Genomic DNA, 20364 nt, shown 5'->3' on the forward strand with positions numbered 1-20364 from the left:
GCTCGGTCGTCAGCCAGAAAAGGTTGCTCATTGATCATGCTCCTCGGGGAGCCTGAATCACGCAGCCTCATCAAGATCAATGGGTCCTGAGCCTAAACCCTTCTCCCAGCGGGTCCTCACGGAGCGCATATCTTCGCAATTGCGCAGGCGCGAGGTCCGGCTGGCAGAGCGGGGCACCCCTCACGTCCAGTCCCTCGGCGAAACTGATCCCGACGAGACCGATGCGCCGTGCATCGATCATTCGAAGCTGGCGATGGATCCACGCAGTTTTTCCGAACTATGGCGGAATGAGAATGTACCGCTTACGAAGTCGGAATTTGCCTTGGTGTACTTTCTGGCCAGCAACCCGGACGTTCTCATGTCCAGAGACCGGCTCCTTGATGTTCTATATGCAGAAGACGCAAACGTGACGGACCGGAGCATAGATGGTCATATCAAGAGGATCAGGGCGAAGTTCCGTCACGTGGATGAGGGGTTTTCTTCCATCGAAACGATGTATGGAATTGGTTACCGGTACACCGGGGGGTGATTATCGCGGGCGGCATAACGTTTTGCAGTCTCGATGACGTTGTCTTGGTGCCCGCAGATTCAGGCCCTCCCTCCTTCTCTGGAACGCAATACGGCATTTCTAATTCAAACTGCCTGGTTCGGGCGGGGCTGTATCATGGTGCTCCACCGCTGATCGGCAATATACGCCGTTACCCTCCATGTCGAGGAGCGCTCCCGGCCCGCCGGGCACAAAAGACAACCGTCGCCGCCGATGGCGATCTGCCATGAGAGGCTTCTGGGTCAGCCAGCTTGGTACGTCGGAACTAACCGGTCGAGGCCGCGGGTTATTTCTGGAGCATCGGGGCAACCAAGATGATCCCCATCCCGGTAAGGCAAAAGATTCCGCCGATGATATCCCATCGGGTCGGGATCTGACCCTCCCCGGCCCACAGCCAAGCGATGGATGCAGCAATGTATATGCCGCCATAGGCCGCATATGCGCGGCCGGCGAACTCAACTTCGACCCTCGTCAACAAGTAGGCAAACAAGATGAGGGAGATGATGCCGGGGATGAGCCAAAGGGGCGAGCGGTCAAGGCGCAACCACACCCAGAATGCGAAGCATCCCGCGATCTCAGCGAGGGCGGCCAGCACATACATGCCGAGAGAGGAGAATACGTTGATTATGGGCATACTGCGCTCCAGCTCCGCGGCGACAGTTAGTTGAGGCGATTGACCTTGTGATCGTAATGCAGTCGAGGACATCGACGAGCCAAGCTTGCGAGTCCAGCCCACTCATCTCCACCTTCTCGATCAGGGTCATGGCTAGAGCCAGTGTCTCCCAACTGCTGTCGCAACCGGCGAAGAGCCGGTAGCGGTGGCCAATGCCTATCGGGCGTACCGCACGCTCGGCCGGATCGTTGTCGATCCCGAGGCGGCCGTCCCCAGGAACAGTTCGAATGACGACCAGCAAGAGGGCCCATGGCAGGCGGCCTTCGCGAGCTTCCTCTTGCCCGGGATGCGCAGCAGCTGGCTCTCGGCGCATAACTTGAAGGGTCGGCCCTTGGCCCCGAGTGCTGTTGCCGCGCGGACTGGCCAGCAATCATTCGTTCGACATCGTAGAGATTCCCGATCCGGTCGAGAGCACTCCCGTGCGACTTCGGACTTCGTGATCTCCCAGACATCGTGGAAGTCGCGCCAAACTGGCCACCTCGCGGAGCTGGCTGCTGTCATCCGCGCGGCGATCATACCGATCAGCTCACTCACGTCCTCGCCAGCGACACGGAGGTTACCGTCGCAATCAGGGCAGCCGGTGCCAGAGTCGAGTTTGCGGTATTTCCGCGAGTCCCGTCGGACACCCGCGGCCCGCGGAGGGGCCTCACCTTGGCGGTGCCGGCATCGGCGGGGGGAGGGGCGATGTCCTCATCGCCAGCCAGCTCGCCGCGCTGTTCGGCGGCCGCGATGAGCAGATCCTCCAGCGCCAGCTCGAGCTGGGCGATCTCGCGTTCGATTTTTCAAAGGACTTGCCGAAGATCTGCTTCTGCAACCTCGCGATCCGCAGACACAGCGCCCGGGCCAGCTGCTCATGATCCTGAAGCGTGGCCGACATGCGCGCATTTTCCGCCGGAAGCGCCGCGATCATCGCCTACAGAAGGGCGGGGTCATGGGTAAGAACATCGGCGTCTTCGGATATGCTGACAAATACCATGCGGCATCCGCAATCGCCATGAAAAAGGAAGGAATTCAGAATGATATGTTATCCGGCTCTCGCCGACAACATCCCGGTCCGGGCGCCGCCAGTCGATTCCTTCCCACAGCCAGAACCTCACTCAGCCTGGCCGCGCCCCATAGGACACGTGCACCAAGACGTGGCTATGCACGGGTCTTAACTTGGAGAGTCAATGTCCGGCAGGCGGCGTCACTCGAGCGGTTACGGTACGCCCCGAATTATGCGGCTTACGGTGGGCGCGCAGGGGACGGTTTGCGGTGATCACGTGTCGCTGGTTTTGGCGCCGCGTAACTGGCTGGAGATATCGGCGTCGTCGGAAATGTGGCCGCGGGGGCGCAAGCCGCGGGCGGCATCCAGCACGGCGACGCTTTCGGTGCTGCAATGGATAAGGTCGGTTGACCCGGACGACGGCCTCTGCTGCTAGCCTGGAAGCTCGCTCTAGGCAGGTCGGCGTCTCTGGCAGCCGGGAACCGGTAGCCCGTTCGCGTGACTTTGGGCGCATCGATGCTCCTATGCCCGAACGGCCGCCGCTGATTTTTCCAACTTCAGAGCCGTCCGGGCTCGAACGGCTCAGGAGCTTGTTTCGACTCTATTGCGAAGCGCCATCGGGCGCGGGTGGCTGGTGTCGATGTCGCTCGGTCCTTCGAGGCTGTTCGGCCCCGCTTCATTGCCTCGCCTGCATTTGTTACCTTCGTGTCTCCCACCGGACCTGGCTCATCCTGCTGGCACGCCAGGGCCAAGGCGGCTACTACGCCTCGCCCTGAAGGTCGGGCAAGGACATGATGCGCCGAGAATAGCAGAGCGGGACGGGCCGCGGGCCCTTGAGGGGCGGTTCAGATACGACGATTCGTATAAAGATACTTCCTATATAGCGGTGCGTCGCATCAGAAGCGCATTGCTCTTCCCGTTCGTCACCCCCAAGCCCGCGCCGCATGTGGCGGGTTGAAGCGTCGCCGGAATATCGGGAGTGACGCCCACGCCCTCAACCCGGACACCTCAGGGCGGAATGCCCGGCGATATCGCAGCCTGCGAGCGCTCTCTTTGTCCAGCGCATGCAAGCACCGTCCTCAGTCGCCCGGCCGTCAATCCCCTTTGTCCCATAGGGGCGATAAATGCCGGCCGTTCGCGCCTGATACGTATCGCGCCGGATCTGGCTTTGGTCTTCGCCCTTCCCCGGCATGGCAATTGCTTTTACGAGATGATCGAACCGAGCCAATACCCCTTATCTCCGTACTGGTACGGCTTGACGTCGCGGAGAATGACCCAGGCAAAGCATGTTGCTCCGGTTTGGCTTTTCTTGGGCGGCCGGACCACCTAGTTGGCGGAAGTCTTCGCTTGAGGCGCGAACCCGGTTTTGCCGCGTGGTCTCAGGTGAAAGCAGCAATTACGGCCTCAAGCTGAAAGGGTGACGATGAGCGACTTTGATCTGGACGACATGGATCTCGACGACCTCAAGAAACTGCGCAAAGCGGTAGATCGGGCAATCCAGGACTACCAGGAACGCAAGCGGACGCAGGCGCGGAATGCTGCCGAAGCGGCTGCACGTGAGTTGGGCTTTTCCCTTGAAGAGTTGGTTGCCAGCAAGGGGACCAAGAAAGGCCGACCGACGTCACCGGCAAAGTACCGCAATCCTGACGACCCCGCGCAGACCTGGTCCGGCCGTGGTCGACAGCCGCAATGGATGAAGGATGCGATCGAAAGCGGCGCCGACAGAGATGACCTCCTGATCGAACGCTTCGAAGGCGGCCATGCCGCCGGCTGACGGGCAGGAGCGTCACGAAATCTGCCAGCCCTTCTTCCCTCTGTTCTGCTGACAGATGGAAAGGACGACCGAAAATTTCCTTCGGTCGTCCTGGTTCTCTCTTCGGCATGGACGCTGAGAAGAGAGGGCCTTACCCCGGCCAAGCCGTTGGGGGCAGCATCTCTTCCCGAACAATGTCACTCAGATGCCTGCCGGACGCCTGCCCGCCATCATCTGCCGGGTGCGCTCCCGCAATTCGTCGGACGAGAAGGCCGCGGCCAGCGCGGTCGGCTTGGAGGGTGGCCGTTTGGCGTTCGCTGGCGTGGTCGATGAGACGAGCCTCGGTTGTGCCGCTCGGAGCGGGCGATAGTCGAACTGCCGGCTCCATGCCGGTAAACTTGCATGAACGACGGTGCCATCGAAATGCCTGCGCAAGGCGCTCGGTGACGCCAGCAGGAACGCATTCCTCTCCGCTGGCCGCAGCCCCTCGAGGTAGGCGAGGATCTGTTCATCCTTTAGCCGTGCGGCGATTTCCTGACGCTGATGCGGCGTGGCCGCTTGGAGATACGCCTTCATGGCCGGCACCAGGCGTGTGGGATCCGAAGCGTCCGATGACGCCTTGGGAGCAGGCGCACTCATTTCGAACTCCCGCGCGCGGTGAGCGGCCTCCGCCGCGGCATCATGAGCGCCTCCGCAGCTCGATCCGAAGCCCAATGCGCGACCGACCTTCTGCGCGGCAATCAATGGTAAGCCGAAGAGCTTGAGGATGAAGTTCAGGATCTGGCGCGTCAGCTCCTTCAAGGCCTCCCAGGCCGCTTGGCTCAGGGTCTCAGGCTCGGGTGCGCCAGCGCGCTTCCGGCGACGAATGGGTAATGATGTCGGCATGTGTCTCTCCTTTCGCTGTGTACACGCCGGAGAGATCCGGGAAGTGGACGCATAGCACAAACTCGGGGTGCTGCGCTGCGCGACGGGGATCAGATGGCACCGGATCCGGTGGCATCCCTTTCAGCTGTCAGATGCGCGACGATGGATTCGAGATCCGCAATCTCGGTCAGGAGATCGGCATGTGCCTCCTCCAAGGCATCCCGCTCGGCCTCGGCCGTCAGGGCGCGCTCTTTCCAGCGAGACAGGTAGTCTCCGGTGACGTTGGCCACTCGATAGCCTTCGGGATCGAGCTCCACACGGCTGCGCGGGGTGGTCGCCTGCGACAGAAGAACTGCGGTATTGAGAAGGCCCAGCATGGAAATCCCTGTTTTGATCTCATGCCCGATCAGACAAAACCGAGCGCTTGAGATCAATGGCTGAATTTCCAGAAAATCTGGTTTTGGTCGAAGCCGTGGTACATGTACCGATGTCTGAATTCATGCCGCGGTAATGATCAATAAAAATCTTTGATGCAGTACTGACGGATCGGCAATTGAAAGACGCATATCTTGAAAAGTAGGGCGCGCGCTCAAGCGAAGGTGCTTCGTGACCTATTCAACTTGACCCTGCCAAGGCAGGCCTCTACCGTCTTCCCATGATCGCGCGCATCCTCATATACCGTCTTTGATTGCATCCCTCATGCCAATGGCATGGGGACGTTTTCTCATGACGGGAGATGAAAAAGATGACCGACGATCCCTCTCGGGATAATGACGCTATCTATCTGTTCGCAGATATCGGCGACATCACCGCACTGTTTCCGGAAGTGGCTCCGTTGGCGCGGTCGATCTTGCGCGCGGACGCCGACGGTCTTGGCCTGCGGCCGGACTTCTTCCCCCCCGCCCGGGGGGATCTGGAGTTCCTCGAGGAGACCTACCCCTGCCACCGCAGTCTTCGTGTATTCACGGAACTCGTGCGGCAGCTCATCACCGAGAATGATCGGGGGATGGCGCATGCGTAAACTGACATACGAGCAGGATCTCGCGCCTCTGGAGGCGCGCTACGAGACGCTGTTCACCACGACCCTCGAAGATGGAACGCCTTGGTCGCCTTTCTGGGGGTTCGAAATCGGCGCCGGATGGGCCGCACTTGTCAGCGAAATGCTGGCCGAGATCGAGGCACAGAACCTCGAGATCACGATCTGCAATATCCGCGAAAAGTGGGGGCGCCTGGACGTGCTCTACTGGACCCAAGACGCCGACATCGAGCCGATCATCAATCGGGCCGGAAAGCGCGCCGCGCAGACCTGCAAGCTCTGTGGCAACTCCCCGCGATTTGACCACCCGATCGATTGGGAATTGTGTCTCTGCAAGCCCTGCTGGGATAACTGGCCTGCAAAGTCGAAGGTCCCGCTTCCTGACGCCGAGTAGAAAAGAGAAGGGGCAGGTCAAAGGCGACCTGCTCCGCACCTGCCGCCGATAAATGCCCTCCGCTTTGGGATTTCTCTAACCATTCATCTTTAGGATCGATGGGGTGGATCAAGGAGGATATTACGTGAAAACCCTGCACCTGCACGAGTTCGAGCGGCATCTCGAAAAAGCTCATTTGAATACGCAGTATGCCTATATGCCGAACAGCGATCGTGTTCCTCCAGATCTGGCATGGGGCTGGATCACCAACGAACTCATCACGAGAGGTGCTTCCTTTCAGGCCATCGCAACTTTCTGTCACCCAAGGGGGCTTCCTGCTCTCGCTAATATCCGGCCTTTCTCTTCGAGAAAGGCTTGTCTTGATCATGTAGGATTTCACCTGCTCGATGAAACAGGGGCGGATGCAGATATGGACGAGGTCTGCGCGCGCGTTGTCACTCTGAGACCGGAACTGATGGTATTCGATGCTGCATTTGTGGAAGCCGTTACCGATAGATGGGTCAGGATCGATCGGAGGGATCACCGAACCTATTGCCTGCAGGCAGTGCGACGTCCAGATCTCGTGTTCGATGGCAGTATCCTGGAGTGGGATTATATCCTTGATGAGGAGGCAGAGAATTCGATCTGGACGGAGCGGACGAAATACAGGACGGCCCATGGAGGATTCGTCGCCTTGAGGGAGCAAACAACGTTCGAAGGTCAAGAACGCGTTCTTTCCGATCGCGAGTTTCAGATATTCTCCACGGAGGAAGAGGCAGACGACTTCCTCTATCGAGAGGAGAGGACCAATTCTTCATCACGACGGCGCCGGCGCTGATGAACAGCAATCATGAGCCGTGCATTTCGGGATGGTGCGGGACGAAAAATGACAAGTCCATCACTGGCTACGGTGAATACCGTACGCGGGGAGAGGCTAAAAATGCCATGTCGGATATCTTCGGCGATGTCCGTCCGTCAGATGCCGAATGGGGGCGTCGGCTTGCCATGGACACCGGCGAAGTTCCAGCGGACCACATCATCGCCGTGTATCGTCCAGGCGCCTATCGACCGCTGTCGCGGTCAGCAACAGAGGATTGGGTATCGGCTGCGCTCGCCCCGATCCAAGCTGACACTACGGGCGAGCAGCTCGAGGAAATCGAAGAAGAACTGGAAGCAGAAGCGAACGAGCGGGGCATGACCCTATATAGGGAGAGCCTCGGGTCGTTCCTGGAGCGAAAACGAGACGAGCTTCGAGTAGAGCTCGAGGAAGTCGAATAGCGCCGCCTGCTGCCGGCCGGCAATGCTGCCGATCTATTGAAATTCTATGCCCGGCGAGCTGGTTGTCCCTGGAATCGAATATTTAACCGATGACGCGGACACCACGAAAAATTGGTCTCGGTGGCTGCCGCACTACGTTGAAGGCAGATCGCGGCTCAATGGCGAATGCCGTGTTCCCAACCTGTCAGCACGCCAGCGTTACCGGAGCCTCGCATCCTCGAAGCTGCGCGTGTCGTGGCAAAGATTGCAGCTCTTGCCGAATTGGCCGTCATGGGCGTCGTCCTCCGCGTGGCAGGAGACGCAATCCTGGGCGATCTGCAGGCTCGCGGCCTTGTCAGGCGTATGGCACGATCCGCAGCTCATGCCCTGATGCGCGCCGGTGAGGGCGAAATCGGTCTGGGTGTCATGGTCGAAGGTCCAGAATTCCCAGCCATTCGGGTTGTGGCAGGTTTCGCATTGGTCGGAGAGGCTTCCCTCGTGGATATCGTCATCCTCGTGACAGCTCGCGCAGGCCGGTTCAGCCGAGCGGAACGCGGGGTCGAGATGGCAGCCCTCGCAGGGCACGAGGGTGTGCAGCCCGAGCAGGGGGAAACGGGTGATGTCGTGGTCGAAGGCCACCTCTTCGGCCCAGCCGCCGGGTGCGTGGCAGGTATCGCAGGCCTCGCCGAGCTGGCCGTCATGCGGATCGTCGGCCTCGTGGCAGGCGACGCAATCGGTGGCGAGGTCCTCGGCGAAGGCGTTCGTCGTGTGGCAGGCTTCGCAAGCGGCATCCTCATGCGCGCCGACCAGGCTGAACTCGGTGTCACGGTCGTGATCGAACCGCACCTCGGTCCAGGCCTCGACCACGTGGCAGCTGTCGCAATCCTCTCCGAAGCGCCCCGAATGCACGTCCTGGATCTGGTGGCAGCCGACGCAGTCCGTGGGCAGGCCCTCATAGACCTCGCCGACATGGCAGGCCGAACAGGCCACTTCCTCATGCGCGCCCGCGAGCGCGAAGCCGGTCTCGGCGTGATCGAAGGGGTGGAGATCGGTCCAGTCCGTCTCGGCATGGCAGGCGGCGCAGTCGGAGCCTAGTCGCCCCTGATGCGGCTGATCCTCTTCGTGGCATCCGACGCAATCGGTCGACGCGTCCCGGAACTTCGCCTCGGCTGCGTGGCACGAGGCGCAGGGCAGGGTCGCATGCGCCCCCTCCAGCGTGAAATCGGTATTCATGTGGTCGAAGGTTTCCGTATCGAGCTGCACGATATCCGCGTCGCGACCGTCATGGTCGGTGTGGCAGTACCGACATTCCTGCTCCAGAACCTCCTGCCTGCGGCCGTGAAAGCCGCGACGATCGACGATGTCCTGATCGACCTTCTCGTGGCAATCGAGGCAAAGCGCGGACTCGCCTTCCTCCGAAAAGGAGACATGGCAGTTCGCGCAGTCGCTTTCGAGATCGGCGTGCCCCTCGATGAGATCGCCCGGCATGACCAGCCGTTCGAGCAGCGATTGCGCGGAGGAGGGGGTGGGCATCAGCAGCAGGAAGACCCCGGCCAGAACCTGGCAGACGGCGCGGAGCGTTATGCTGCTAACAAGGTACATTCAATACAGATGAACCCCCACGACATGCACGATAGCAGCAAAGACGAGGATCACGAACAGCGGAAGGTGAAAGAGGTGCCAGAGCGCGAACAGTCGCTCATACAGCGCGAAGGACTGCGCCCGCGCGACGGCGTGGAGGTAGCTGTCGAGATGCTGTCTCACCAGGCCGCTGCGATCGCGCTTAGGGCCGTCCTGCCGGCGGAGGAGCTCAGCGTAGCGCCGCATGACCTCGCGCCGCAGCCGAAACCGCGAGACCGGTCCGGTCAGCGTGCGATGGAAATTCGACCATAGGTCCTGCGTCTGGGGCAGGCGACGCGCCTCGTAGGCCTTCAGGGTTTCCAGAAGCCAGGACGGGTCGGGCATGTCCGTGTCGAACTCGTGCTTGAGGGCCTCCATGTCGTTCAGATATTCCCGCACCGAAGCCCGCCGCCCGTAGAGACCCTTGTGGATGCGCGCGTAGAACAGGCGCCCGATCAGGCCGCTGGCGGCCACGATGAGCATGGCAAACAGGGCCATCGTGCTGTTGAGCGATCCGAGCGTGAAGTTGGAATGCAGGATGATCAGCACCGGGCCGATGATGCCCAGCATCATGTGAATCCTGAACCAGTTGCGGACATTGCCGATAAAGCGCAGCCCCGCGAACCGCTTGCGCAGCGGGTAAAGGAGCAGGGTCAGCATCGCCAGCGCACCGCCGATGCCCAGGAAATATCCCAAGCCGGTCTCGGCCGTGAGATCCCCCTCGAGGCGCCGGGTCCAGGCATAGGCAAGAACGACGAAGGAGAGCGTCAGCATGATCGGCAGCTCGAACGCGCCGGTTTGCCGCCGCGCGGCCTTCGGCTTTTCACCCTTCGACGGGGCCGCATTTTCGTCCGACGAGCGGGCACCGGATTTCATTCCGGAAATTCCAGCGAGCGTTGCAGTCATCTACGAACCTCGGGGCAGGGAAACTTTGCTTTCGACCGACGCCGCGTAACGCCCTCCCGAAATACGCGCCACGTTGCTCGCGCCGAGGCGCCGATTCCGGCGGGTTTGCGCGCGCGGGCGGGGCTGCCGCGGCGGAAACTGGCGCAAAATTGCACAGCTCATTGCCGCATTTCTGGACAAAACTCCGTTATGGGCGAAGAATGCGAGGAAGCGCTCCGATCGGGCGGGACCCTTGGAGCGCCGCCTTGCAGTGTCCTCGATGACCGGCGGAGCGCCGCGAAGCCGTCGTCAGGCGCCGCCGAAAGATCAGGGGTGATCGGCGATGGTGGCGGAGATCGGACAATTCGCCCTCGTGCTGGCGCTGATGATCGCGCTCGCCCAATCGGTCGTGCCGCTGATCGGCGCCAGGCGGGGCGAGACCCAGCTCATGTCCTTCGCCGATGTCGCAGCCTTGGTGCAGTTCGGCTTCGTCGTCATCGCCTTCGCAGCGCTGGTCCGCGCGTTCATGGTGACCGACCTGTCGCTGCGCGTGGTCGTCATGCACTCGAATTCCGCGATGCCGATGCTGTTCAAGGTGACCGGCGTCTGGGGCAACCACGAAGGCTCCCTGCTCCTGTGGGTGCTGATCCTGACGCTGTTCGGCGCGGCGCTCGGCCTCAGGGGCGACAACCTTCCCGCGACGCTCAAGGCGCGCGTTCTCGCGGTGCAGGGCATGATCTCAGCGGCGTTCCTCGCGCTGATGATCTTCACCTCCAACCCCTTCGCGCGGGTGTCTCCGGCGCCGGCCGATGGGCAGGAGCTGAACCCGCTGTTGCAGGATGTGGGTCTCGCGATCCACCCGCCGTTTCTCTATCTCGGCTATGTCGGGTTTTCGGTGACCTTCGCCTTCGCCATCGCCGCGCTCATCGAGGGCCGGGTGGACGCGAGCTGGGCCCGCTTTGTGCGGCCCTGGGTGCTCGCCGCGTGGTGCTTTCTGACCATCGGGATCACGCTCGGCAGCTTCTGGGCCTATTACGAACTGGGCTGGGGCGGCTGGTGGTTCTGGGACCCGGTCGAGAATGCTTCCTTCATGCCGTGGATCGTCGGCACCGCGCTGCTGCACTCCGCGCTCGTGGTCGAGCGGCGCCAGACGCTGATCGTCTGGACCGTGCTGCTGGCGATCCTGACCTTCTCGCTGAGCCTGGTGGGGACGTTCTTGGTGCGCTCGGGGCTCCTGACCAGCGTGCACGCCTTCGCGACCGATCCGTCGCGGGGCATGGGCGTTCTGGCGATCCTGTTCGCCGCCACCGGCGGCGGGCTGATCCTGTTCGCCATGCGGGCTGGAAAGTTCGACAAGCTGGCCGTCTTCGCACCGGTCAGCCGCGAAGGCGGGCTGATCCTGAACAACATCTTCCTCGTGGTCGCGGCTGGCACGGTCTTCGTCGGGACATTCTACCCGCTGGTGATCGAGGTGCTGGGACCGGACAAGATCTCGGTCGGGCCGCCCTATTTCAACCAGACCTTCGTGCCGCTGATGATCCCGCTGCTCGTCGCCGTCGCGGTGGGCCCGATCCTGCGGTGGAAGCGCGACAGCCTCCGCCGCGCGCTGGGCCAGCTTCGCCCCCCGGCAGCAGTGGCGCTCGTCGTGGCGCTTTCGGTCTTCGTCGCAGGCGGCGGGGCGCATCCCTTCGCCGCCGCGGCACTGGGCCTCGCGGCATGGCTGGTGGCCGCGTCGCTTTGGGCCCTGGCGCTCTGGATCCGGCTGTTTCGCGAGCCGTGGCGCCGCAGCGCGACGCTGGCCCGCAAGGTGCCGCGCTCGGTCTACGGGATGGTGATGGCGCATGCGGGCCTCGGCCTTCTCGTGGCGGGCATCACCGGCGTCACCGCCTTCCAGGAGGAGCGGATTCTCTCCATGTCGCCGGGCGACCGGGTGACGCTGGCCGGCTACGAGGTCAGCCTCGACCGGGTGGAGCAGCTCACCGGCGAAAATTTCATTGCCGAGCAAGGGCAGTTCACGGTCGAGCGCGATGGTGAGCCCTTCGCCGCCATGACCTCGGAGCGCCGCTTCTACACGGTGAGCCGCAACACCACCACGGAGGCCGGTATCCGGGCGGTGTTCCTGTCGAACCTCTACGTCGCGATCGGCGAGCCGAATGACGGCGGGCAATGGGTCGTGCGGCTTTATCACCATCCGCTGGCGCTGCTGATCTGGCTCGGCCCGCTGTTCATGGCGGCCGGCGGTTTCGTATCGCTGAGCGACCGCCGGATGCGCGTCGGCGCGCCGCAGCGATCGGTACGCCGTCCCCAAGGCGTGGAGGCGTGATGGCAGGTGGCATCCGCAAATCCGTGCTGATCCCGGTCGCCGTCTTCCTGCTGATCGGCGGCGTGCTGTTCTCCGTCGCAGCGGGCACCCGCGATGTGACCGGCGAGGGCTATCTCGACCGTCCGCTGCCGGAATTCTCGCAGCCGCCACTCATCGGCGACGAGCGCGGGCTTGCGGCCGAGGACATCCGGGGCGAGGTGGCGCTGATCAACGTCTTCGCCTCCTGGTGCGCACTCTGCCTCAGCGAACATCCGATGCTGATGCGGCTCGCCGCCGAGGAGGGGGTCCCGCTTTACGGCCTCAACTGGAAGGACCGGCCGGGGGCGGGCAGGCGGTTCCTCGACCGGCATGGCGACCCCTATCTCGCGACCGGAGAGGACGCTGCCGGCAGGCTCGGCGCGCAGCTCGCGGTGACCGGCGTGCCCGAGACATATCTCGTCGATGCCGAGGGGCGCATTCGCTATCGCCATGTCGGCGCCCTCACGGAGCAGGTCTGGCAGGAGGTTCTCAGGCCCCTGATCCGCGATCTTGAGAGACCGTCATGACCGGGCTGCGGCAGCTTGCGCGCGCGCTGGCATTCGCCTGCCTCTGCGCGCTTGCGCCGGTATCCGCACTGGCGGTGCAGCCCGACGAGATGCTGGCCGATCCGGCGCTGGAGCAGCGCGCGCGGGCGCTGAGCCTGGAGATGCGCTGCCCGGTCTGCCGGAACCAGTCGATCGACGACTCCAACGCCGAGCTTGCGCGCGACCTGCGGGTGCTGATCCGCGAGCGGCTGGTAGCAGGCGACAGCGACGCCGAGGTGATCGACTACCTCGTGGACCGCTACGGCGCCTATATCCTGCTTCGGCCGCAGATAGGGGCGGATACGCTGCTGTTGTGGCTGGCACCGGCGCTGATGCTCGGCGCGGCCTTCGCCGGTTTCTCGATCCTCTGGAGGCGCAAGGGGCCGCCGCCGCCCGAGTCGGAGGCCTTGTCGGAGGACGAGAAAGCGGTGCTCGCACAGGCGCTAGGGCAGGGACCGGGACAGGGGAGCAGACCATGACGCTATGGATCGTCTTGACGGCCATGATCTCGGTGGCGGCCACGCTCGTGGTCGCGCCGTTCCTGCGACGGCAGATGGGCGGCGCGGGCACGAATGAGCAGTCCATCGCCCTGGCACGCAGCCAGATCGAGGCGATCGATGCCGAGGTGGCGCAGGGCTTGCTCGCGCCGCAAGAAGCGCAATCGGCGCGCAGGGAGATCGAGCGGCGGATCGTTGCGGCGACGCGGGCGCCGCAATCCGCACTGGGCGAGGCATCCGACAAGGTGCGGCTGGTCTCCGTCGCGGTCGTCTCGGGTTGGGTGGTGATCGGTTCGGCGGCGCTCTACCTGTCGATCGGGCGGCCCGATCTGCCGGCGGCGCCGCATATGCCCATGGCCAGCCTCGCCCAGCCGATCGCACCCGCGTCTGCGCCGGCTACAGCGCCGCTCGCCAGCCCTGCGCAGGCGGAGATGTCCCAGCCCGCCGGCAGCGTCGACGGCGCGATCGCCAGCCTCGCCGCCCGCCTGCGCGAGACGCCCGAGGATGCCGAGGGCTGGCGGATGCTGGGCTGGTCCTACTTCAACACCGGGCGCCACGCCGAGGCCGCCGACGCCTATGCGCGGGCCGTGGCGCTCGTTGATGACGACCCCGATCTCTGGTCCCATTACGGCGAGACGCTGGTGAGGGCCGCCGACGGGCTGGTCACCACGCCCGCCACGGAGGCCTTCGACGCGGCGCTCGCCCTGAACGCCGACGACGCACGCGCCCGGTTCTTCAAGGGGATGGCGCTGGAGCAGGATGACGATCCGCACGCGGCCCTCGATCTTTGGATCGGGATGTTGGCCGATGCGCGGGCCGACGCCGACTGGGCGCCGGGCGTCTTGCAGCGCGTGCGCGAACTGGCTAACCAGCACGGCATCGATATTGCCGGGCGGCTGCCTGAGACGGAGCCGCTGCTTCCGCCTGCTCCGGTCGCTCCGGGTCCGACGCAGGCGGATGTCGATCAGGCGGCGCAGATGACGCCCGCCGACCGGCAGGCGATGATCGCCGGCATGGTGGACGGGCTGGAGGCCCGGCTGAACGATGATCCGGACGATCCGGATGGCTGGATGCGGCTGATGCAGTCGCGGATGGTCCTGGACGGTCCCGAGGCGGGCCGCGCCGCCTATGAACGCGCGTTGCGACAGTTTTCCCAGTCTCCCGACACACGTGCCCGGATCGATGCGAAGGCCACAGAGATGGGCCTCCGGGCCGATTGAACAGAGGAACGGATCCCTGATTGATACGACATTCCTAATCTATGCCGTGCCGCTGGCATTGGTGTGGGTGGTGTTCGTGGTCCTGCGCCGGCAGGGCGAGCGCAGGGCGCTGGCAAAGAAGCAGGAGGCGCAGGCCGCTGGGCTGACCCAGCCCGCGTCGCTGCATCCGGACATCGACGCGAGCATGTGCATCGGCTGCGGGGCATGCGTCCGCGCCTGTCCCGAGGGCCAGATCCTCGGACTGGTGAACGGCAAGGCCGAACTGGTCGAGCCGGCCAACTGCATCGGGCACGGTGCCTGCGCCGCGGCCTGTCCGATGGACGCCATCAGCCTCGTCTTCGGCACCGCCGAGCGCGGCGTCGACATCCCGGAGGTGGGGCCGGATTTCCAGACAAACGTGCCCGGCATCTACATCGCGGGCGAGCTTGGCGGCATGGGGCTGATCCGCAACGCGATCGAACAGGGCCGCCAGGCGATCGGCGAGATCGCGAAGCGGAAGGCGCAGGCGCCGGAGGGCGAGGTCGACGTGGTCATCGTCGGTGCCGGCCCGGCGGGCTTCGCGGCTGGCCTCGGCGCCGAGCAGCACGGGCTCAAGCACGTGATCCTCGAACAGGAGAGCTTCGGCGGCACCGTCTCGCACTTCCCGCGTGGCAAGCTGGTGATGACCGCGCCGGTGACGCTGCCGATCTACGGCAAGGCGAACTTTCGCGAGACCACCAAGGAAAAGCTGATGGAGTTCTGGACCCAGGTGCTCGAGGACACCGGGCTCGAGATCAACTACGAGGAGCGGGTCACGGACATCGTGCCCGAGGGCGAGGGCTTCGTTGTCACCAGCACGAAGGGCACCTACCGCACCCGGTCGGTGCTCCTGACCATCGGGCGGCGCGGCACGCCGCGCAAGCTGGGCGTCGAGGGCGAGGAGCAGAGCAAGGTGGTCTACCGCCTGATCGACCCCGAGCAGTATCAGGGCCAGTCGGTGCTGGTGGTGGGCGGCGGCGACAGCGCGATCGAGGCGGCGACCAGCATCGCGGAACTGCCCGACACCGACGTCACGCTGTCCTACCGCAGCGCCGCCTTCTCGCGGGTGAAGCCCAAAAACCGCAAGCGGCTCGAAGAGGCCGAGGCCGCCAAGCGCCTCGACGTGATCCTCAGCTCCAACGTCAAGGCGATCGGCGAGACGCATGTGGAGATCGAACAATCGGGCGAAACGACGAGCCGACCCAACGACGCCGTCATCGTCTGCGCGGGCGGCATCCTTCCGACTCCCTTCCTGAAATCCATCGGCATCACCATCGAGACCAAACATGGCACTGCATAGACCGCCTCTCGTGCTGGCCTTGGCCCTGCTGGCCGTTCCGGGCCTTGCGGAGGAGCAGGGCGACCCGACCGAGGCCCTCCGGATCGAGGAGGCGCAGACGGCGGTGCGCCAGCGCAACTACGCCGAGGCCGCCGAAACCCTCGCGGAGCTGGCCGCTGCCGGCAATGCCGAGGCGAACTACATGCTGGCCACGCTCTACCGGGATGGCCGTGGCGTGCCGCAGGACGAAGCGACGGCCTTCGATCTCACACTGGCGGCGGCCGAGGCCGGGCATGTCGAGGCGCAGTACAGCCTCGGCACCCTCTACCTCTCGGGCCGCGGCACCGATGAGGACGCCGCCGAGGGGCGCCGCTGGATCGCCGCCGCCAGCGCCGCGGGGCATGCACGGGCCAAGGAGGCGCTGTCTGAGCTGGAGGCCCGCGCCGCCGAACCGGTCTCGGATGCGGAAATCTCGCCCCGGGAGGAGGCGCCCGGTATAGCGGACTTGGCACCGTCGCAGATCGCGACCGAGCTGGGCTGGACCCTCCTGATCGAGGCCGCACGGCGGGGAGAGGGGCAGACCGTCCAGGCCCTGCTCGAGCAAGGCGCCGCGCCGGACGAGACCGACAAGCAGGGGCGCACGGCGTTGATGCACGCGGCCGAGGCCGGGCATCTCGGCACGGCCCGCTCGCTGATCGATGCGGGCGCCGATCCCGACCTGAAGGATGCCGACGGCAAGACCGCGCTGGCGCTCGCGACCGAGGCCGGCCATTTCGAGATCGTCGAATACCTCGTCATGCAGGGCGCGCGAAGCGATCTGGCCGACAATGCCGGCGCCCGTCCCCTGCTACGGGCGATCGAGGACGGGCAGGCCCGCATCGCCATGCTGCTGGCGGGCGAGGACCTTCCCGTCGAGGACATCAATCTCCAGTCAGAGCTGCTCATGGCCGCGGCGCGCAGCAGCGGGCCCGAACTCCTGCGCCTGTTGTCAGATCATGGCCTGCCATTCGATCTGCTGGACCGGGATGGCCGGGGCGCGCTCTGGCACGCGGCCGCGTCGGGCAACGCGGCGGCGACGGCATTCCTGATCGAGAACGGCGTGGGCCTCGACCGGGCAGACGAGGCCGGGGAGGCGCCGCTGCATGCAGCCCTTCGATTTGGCCAGGCGGAAACGGCTGACATGCTTCTCGCCGGGGGCGCCGATGGCAGCCTCGCGACCGCTACCGGCAACACGCCTTTGATGATCGCCGCGCAGCAGGGCAATCTTGACGCGGTTCGCCGCCTGCTGGAAGCGGGCGTCGATATCGACCTGCGCAACGCGAAACGCAACTCGGCGCTGATGCTCGCGGCGCAGGCCAACCGCGTCGAGGTCGTGCGCCTGCTGCTCGAGGCCGGCGCCGACAAGCGGCTCCGTAACCAGGATCGCCATCGCGCCCATGACCTCGCCGTCGCGGCGGGTCATGCGGAGATCGCAGAACTGCTGGAATAGGTCGCGGCTGGGGGTCAGAAATCCTGCCTGATCCCGATAAAGGCGTAGCTTTCGGTGCTATTGTCGCGCGATGTCGATGTCTCGGTGCGCGACAGGCGGCCGCCCAGCTCGAGTTCGAGCATGGTGTTGTCCCGGATCTCGTAATCGATCGTCATCGAGGGGATCGCGAAGATCTCCGTGCCGCCGGTTCTCTTCAGATCCCGGTGGCCCAACCGCAGACGCGGACGCAGCCGCCACCGCTCGGTCGGTTCGAACCGGTAGGAGGCGTCGGCGAGCACGAGGGTCGACGACGAGGTGTCGGCATAGCGCGCCGAGGCGCTCACGACGTCGGTCTCCGAGAACACGCCCGAGCCGAAGACGCCGATGGAGGCGTAGTAATCCTGTCCCGGCGCCAGGATCTCGGCCACGCCCCCGGAGGCCGGATTGCCCTCCGTGTCGAAGATCGTGGCATCCATGTTGAGCAGCCAGGTGTCGTCGATGGGATGGAAATAGGTGAGGGTGACCGAACGCGACGCGGTGGTGCGGTCGAGCGCGAGCTGTCGCAGCTGATCCAGCGTGAAGCTGTCCCGCAGGTCGTCCAGTGACCTGCCGAGCTGACCTTGCTCGGCATTGCTCAGCGCGAGGGTGGGGGACTGGACGAAGTCGAGGCTGAGCGTGATCGTCGAGCGGTCCGCGAAGATATGCGTGCCCGAGACGCGGGCATAGTTCAGCCGATCGAAATAGATGTCGTAATCCATGGCCGTGCTGGCGCTGAACCACTCTCCCTCGTATTCCAGCTCGAACCCGACCGTGCGCCGATCGACCAGCGATCCGGCGCGCTGTTCGTTGGCGTAGATGGTCAGATCGGTGTCGGGATAGATCTCCGCGAAATCGACGCTGGCGCCATAGGTCAGCCGGTCGAAGCCGAACAGTGGATCGCGCACGCTTTCGACGGGCGAGCCGATCTGGAAATGGGTGCTGACATCCTCCTGCAGCTGCCAGCTGATGGTCGCGCCGTCGAACCGGTCGAACACCCCGCCGGATCGGACCAGGTGCCGGCCGAAGCGGAACGACAGTTCGGACCCTTTCGGATCGTAGTCGAGATAGAGCCGCGAGAACCGGAAGTTCTCCTCGTCGTCATCGAAGTCGACCTCGAAGGCGCCCGCGACGCGCCAGGACAGGATGTAGTCTTCGGTCTCGTAGGAGCCGATGGTGCTCAGGCTCGTCACCAGCGAGTTCTGCAGCACGAAGTCGTCCACCGATCTCCGGGAGGTGTCGAACTCCGTGAAACGGGTCGTGCCCTGCCGAAAGAAGTAGGTGGCATCGACGCTGCCCGAATATTCGAGCTTCGGCAGCGTCTCTTCCTCCTCGCGGTCGTCCTCCGCCGGCTCGGGCGCATCGGAGGGTCTCCGAGAGATACCGGACGGCTCGACGGGCCGTTCCTGATCGGTGGAGGCGGGCGCCTCCTCTTCCTCGTCCGCCGGTTCGGGAGTGGCGCGATCCGCTTCGGCGACCTCGCGCAGCGGCTCGGGTGGGGCGCCCCTTGCCGTGGTCAGCGCGTCCAGACGCTGCCGGACGCGAACCGCGCCCTCGCTGTCGGGATAGCGCTCCAGATAGAGCAGGTACTCGGCCTCGGCCTGCGCGAACTGCTCGTTGCGCTCGCGCACGACACCGAGCAGTTCGCGGGCCTCGGCGCTGCGGCTGTTCTCGGGCGCGTTCAGGATCCTCGTCAGCAGCCGGATCGCGAGGTCGTAATCCTCAGCGGTGATCGCCGCGCGCGCGTCGGCGAAATCGGTCTCGATATCGGCCTCATCTCGCGCGACCTCATCGGGCGCCGTCTCCGCCGCCTCGGCCTCTACCTCCGGCTCCGGCCCGGCGGGCTCAGGGCCGTCCCCGGTGAGATTGGCGAGGCATTCCCCGGTATCCTCGGCACCGGCCACCGCGATGGACAGGCGCGTCCCGTCTGCGGACATGGTGGCATTCGTGACCATCGCGCTGGCAAAGGAGATGCCGAGCACGAGGTCGGCCCCGGACTGTTCAAGCTCGATGCGCGTCACGCCGAGATCGCTCGACCCAGGGGCGGGAACGACCTCCGGCGCCTCCAGTTCGAGACCCTCGGGATCCTCGGCCTCGCCGCGCAGGACGAGATCGAGCCGGTCGCTGGCCTCGGCCCCGGATTGCACGAGGAGATCGAGCGGTTCGGCGAATTCCACCGCGAGGATCGGGCAGCCCAGATCCGAATTAAAATCCGCGCTCGCCCCGACCAGCAGAGACTGCGCCCGGACCGTTTCCGGGAAGGTCAGCGCGGTGAGCAGGGCAAGAGCCGCGGTCGGGCCGCAACCTGGTCTGCAGTCGAACCCGTTGCGGTCGCCCATCCCGATCCCTCCCCTGCGCATCCCTCCAGCTTCGGGGTTTCAAGAAACATGTCAATTAACCGAAATCGGGGGGGTAGTGGGGGATTCCCCGTATGGCCATGCGAAATCCGGCTGGCCGCAGGAGCTGCTGAAAATGGCGGCGATTGGAGCAGTGGCGCCGACGGCCCGAACCGAAAACCCGCTGCATCAATCGTCCCAGTCGCGGGTGTTGTGGCAGTCGTCGCAGGCGTTCGACGACTGCGGATGGTCGCTGGGTTTGCCCTCGGCAAAGCCGCCATTGTGGCAGGTGACACAGGCGCCGGCGACCGAGTCATGATTGACCCGCACCTCCGACCATTCCGTGGTCTGGTGGCAATCCTCGCACAGATCGCTGCTGGGGATGTGGTTGCCGGGCTTGCCTGTCGCGGTGCTGCCGTTGTGGCAGCTGGCGCAGGCGCCGCTGACCGAGGCGTGGTCGAAGCGCACGTCGGTCCAGTCGGTGGTGACGTGGCAGTCGTCGCAGGTGTTGGTGCTGGGGATGTGGTTGCCCGGTTTGCCGGTGGCGGTGCTGCCGTTGTGGCAGCTGGCGCAGGCGCCGGTCACTGAGGCGTGGTCGAAGCGGACATCGGTCCAGTCGGTGGTGACGTGG

Annotated in this window: 19 protein-coding genes; 12 read left to right on the plus strand and 7 right to left on the minus strand. The window is 64.6% G+C overall.

Going from position 1 to position 20364, the window contains the following annotated elements; all coding sequences use genetic code 11:
* Positions 1-253 precede the first annotated feature (253 nt).
* Positions 254-529, plus strand: coding sequence for a winged helix-turn-helix domain-containing protein (locus tag FHS00_RS17935; RefSeq protein ID WP_425486020.1), 276 nt, complete (start codon positions 254-256; stop codon positions 527-529).
* A 304-nt stretch (positions 530-833) separates the two neighbouring features.
* Here the strand turns inward: FHS00_RS17935 and FHS00_RS00010 are convergent, their stop codons facing one another.
* The gene (locus FHS00_RS00010) at positions 834-1181 is read right to left on the minus strand and encodes a YnfA family protein (protein WP_183468635.1); all 348 of its coding nucleotides are present in this window, start codon (positions 1179-1181) and stop codon (positions 834-836) included.
* Positions 1182-3628: 2447 nt separating this feature from the next.
* Here FHS00_RS00010 and FHS00_RS00020 point away from each other — a divergent pair.
* Positions 3629-3979 (plus strand): H-NS histone family protein, encoded by a 351-nt coding sequence (locus FHS00_RS00020; RefSeq protein ID WP_183468637.1) that lies wholly within the window; start codon positions 3629-3631, stop codon positions 3977-3979.
* A 180-nt stretch (positions 3980-4159) separates the two neighbouring features.
* On the opposite strand, the gene FHS00_RS00025 is transcribed toward FHS00_RS00020, so the two are convergent.
* Positions 4160-4843 carry a hypothetical protein gene (locus FHS00_RS00025; protein ID WP_183468639.1) on the minus strand — a complete coding sequence of 228 codons (684 nt, stop codon included), beginning with the start codon at positions 4841-4843 and terminating at the stop codon, positions 4160-4162.
* Between the two features lie 89 nt (positions 4844-4932).
* A complete protein-coding gene (locus tag FHS00_RS00030) occupies positions 4933-5199 on the minus strand; it encodes a hypothetical protein (RefSeq protein WP_183468641.1) in 267 nt (88 codons plus the stop codon).
* Between the two features lie 368 nt (positions 5200-5567).
* On the opposite strand from FHS00_RS00030, the gene FHS00_RS00035 reads away from it, so the two are divergent.
* From FHS00_RS00035 to FHS00_RS00050, 4 genes are all read left to right on the plus strand, one after another.
* The gene (locus FHS00_RS00035) at positions 5568-5843 is read left to right on the plus strand and encodes a hypothetical protein (protein WP_183468643.1); all 276 of its coding nucleotides are present in this window, start codon (positions 5568-5570) and stop codon (positions 5841-5843) included.
* A complete protein-coding gene (locus FHS00_RS00040) occupies positions 5836-6252 on the plus strand; it encodes a hypothetical protein (protein ID WP_183468645.1) in 417 nt (138 codons plus the stop codon). Before FHS00_RS00035 ends, FHS00_RS00040 begins: the two co-directional genes overlap by 8 nt.
* A 124-nt stretch (positions 6253-6376) precedes the next feature.
* A complete protein-coding gene (locus FHS00_RS00045) occupies positions 6377-7069 on the plus strand; it encodes a hypothetical protein (protein ID WP_183468647.1) in 693 nt (230 codons plus the stop codon).
* Positions 7069-7509 (plus strand): hypothetical protein, encoded by a 441-nt coding sequence (locus FHS00_RS00050; protein WP_183468649.1) that lies wholly within the window; start codon positions 7069-7071, stop codon positions 7507-7509. Before FHS00_RS00045 ends, FHS00_RS00050 begins: the two co-directional genes overlap by 1 nt.
* A gap of 198 nt (positions 7510-7707) precedes the next feature.
* Here FHS00_RS00050 and FHS00_RS00055 read toward each other — a convergent pair whose 3' ends face one another.
* Entirely contained in the window at positions 7708-9090 is a 1383-nt protein-coding gene (locus FHS00_RS00055; protein ID WP_183468651.1) for a cytochrome c3 family protein, read from the minus strand.
* Positions 9091-9984 carry a pyridine nucleotide-disulfide oxidoreductase gene (locus FHS00_RS00060; RefSeq protein WP_183468653.1) on the minus strand — a complete coding sequence of 298 codons (894 nt, stop codon included), beginning with the start codon at positions 9982-9984 and terminating at the stop codon, positions 9091-9093.
* A 352-nt stretch (positions 9985-10336) separates the two neighbouring features.
* On the opposite strand from FHS00_RS00060, the gene FHS00_RS00065 reads away from it, so the two are divergent.
* From FHS00_RS00065 to FHS00_RS00090, 6 genes are read left to right on the plus strand one after another with little or no spacing between them, the layout of a single operon-like run.
* The gene (locus FHS00_RS00065) at positions 10337-12316 is read left to right on the plus strand and encodes a heme lyase CcmF/NrfE family subunit (protein WP_183468655.1); all 1980 of its coding nucleotides are present in this window, start codon (positions 10337-10339) and stop codon (positions 12314-12316) included.
* Positions 12316-12861 (plus strand): DsbE family thiol:disulfide interchange protein, encoded by a 546-nt coding sequence (locus FHS00_RS00070; protein WP_183468657.1) that lies wholly within the window; start codon positions 12316-12318, stop codon positions 12859-12861. Before FHS00_RS00065 ends, FHS00_RS00070 begins: the two co-directional genes overlap by 1 nt.
* Positions 12858-13358 (plus strand): cytochrome c-type biogenesis protein, encoded by a 501-nt coding sequence (locus tag FHS00_RS00075; RefSeq protein ID WP_183468659.1) that lies wholly within the window; start codon positions 12858-12860, stop codon positions 13356-13358. Before FHS00_RS00070 ends, FHS00_RS00075 begins: the two co-directional genes overlap by 4 nt.
* Positions 13355-14596: a c-type cytochrome biogenesis protein CcmI gene (gene ccmI / locus FHS00_RS00080; protein ID WP_183468661.1), complete on the plus strand. Its 1242-nt coding sequence runs from the start codon at positions 13355-13357 to the stop codon at positions 14594-14596. The genes FHS00_RS00075 and ccmI overlap by 4 nt, the downstream gene beginning before the upstream one ends.
* Positions 14597-14642: 46 nt before the next feature.
* Positions 14643-15914, plus strand: a complete 1272-nt coding sequence (locus tag FHS00_RS00085) for an NAD(P)-binding domain-containing protein (RefSeq protein ID WP_221188664.1) — start codon at positions 14643-14645, stop codon at positions 15912-15914.
* Positions 15901-17382, plus strand: coding sequence for an ankyrin repeat domain-containing protein (locus FHS00_RS00090; protein WP_183468668.1), 1482 nt, complete (start codon positions 15901-15903; stop codon positions 17380-17382). The genes FHS00_RS00085 and FHS00_RS00090 overlap by 14 nt, the downstream gene beginning before the upstream one ends.
* Positions 17383-17396: 14 nt before the next feature.
* Here FHS00_RS00090 and FHS00_RS00095 read toward each other — a convergent pair whose 3' ends face one another.
* Both FHS00_RS00095 and FHS00_RS00100 read right to left on the minus strand, forming a co-directional pair.
* Positions 17397-19736, minus strand: coding sequence for a tetratricopeptide repeat protein (locus FHS00_RS00095; protein ID WP_183468671.1), 2340 nt, complete (start codon positions 19734-19736; stop codon positions 17397-17399).
* Between the two features lie 186 nt (positions 19737-19922).
* Positions 19923-20364 (minus strand): hypothetical protein (locus FHS00_RS00100; RefSeq protein WP_221188665.1); only part of this gene is annotated, 442 nt, incomplete at its 5' end.

Origin of the sequence: Limimaricola variabilis (genome assembly GCF_014195545.1) — a bacterium.
GTDB lineage: Bacteria > Pseudomonadota > Alphaproteobacteria > Rhodobacterales > Rhodobacteraceae > Limimaricola > Limimaricola variabilis.

Coding starts and splice junctions, on each gene's coding strand:
- FHS00_RS17935 (WP_425486020.1), top strand. CDS start 254: ATGGATCCACGCAGTTTTTCCGAACTATGGCGGAATGAGAATGTACCG.
- FHS00_RS00010 (WP_183468635.1), bottom strand. CDS start 1,181: ATGCCCATAATCAACGTATTCTCCTCTCTCGGCATGTATGTGCTGGCC.
- FHS00_RS00020 (WP_183468637.1), top strand. CDS start 3,629: ATGAGCGACTTTGATCTGGACGACATGGATCTCGACGACCTCAAGAAA.
- FHS00_RS00025 (WP_183468639.1), bottom strand. CDS start 4,843: ATGCCGACATCATTACCCATTCGTCGCCGGAAGCGCGCTGGCGCACCC.
- FHS00_RS00030 (WP_183468641.1), bottom strand. CDS start 5,199: ATGCTGGGCCTTCTCAATACCGCAGTTCTTCTGTCGCAGGCGACCACC.
- FHS00_RS00035 (WP_183468643.1), top strand. CDS start 5,568: ATGACCGACGATCCCTCTCGGGATAATGACGCTATCTATCTGTTCGCA.
- FHS00_RS00040 (WP_183468645.1), top strand. CDS start 5,836: ATGCGTAAACTGACATACGAGCAGGATCTCGCGCCTCTGGAGGCGCGC.
- FHS00_RS00050 (WP_183468649.1), top strand. CDS start 7,069: ATGAACAGCAATCATGAGCCGTGCATTTCGGGATGGTGCGGGACGAAA.
- FHS00_RS00055 (WP_183468651.1), bottom strand. CDS start 9,090: ATGTACCTTGTTAGCAGCATAACGCTCCGCGCCGTCTGCCAGGTTCTG.
- FHS00_RS00060 (WP_183468653.1), bottom strand. CDS start 9,984: ATGAAATCCGGTGCCCGCTCGTCGGACGAAAATGCGGCCCCGTCGAAG.
- FHS00_RS00065 (WP_183468655.1), top strand. CDS start 10,337: ATGGTGGCGGAGATCGGACAATTCGCCCTCGTGCTGGCGCTGATGATC.
- FHS00_RS00070 (WP_183468657.1), top strand. CDS start 12,316: ATGGCAGGTGGCATCCGCAAATCCGTGCTGATCCCGGTCGCCGTCTTC.
- FHS00_RS00075 (WP_183468659.1), top strand. CDS start 12,858: ATGACCGGGCTGCGGCAGCTTGCGCGCGCGCTGGCATTCGCCTGCCTC.
- ccmI (WP_183468661.1), top strand. CDS start 13,355: ATGACGCTATGGATCGTCTTGACGGCCATGATCTCGGTGGCGGCCACG.
- FHS00_RS00090 (WP_183468668.1), top strand. CDS start 15,901: ATGGCACTGCATAGACCGCCTCTCGTGCTGGCCTTGGCCCTGCTGGCC.
- FHS00_RS00095 (WP_183468671.1), bottom strand. CDS start 19,736: ATGGGCGACCGCAACGGGTTCGACTGCAGACCAGGTTGCGGCCCGACC.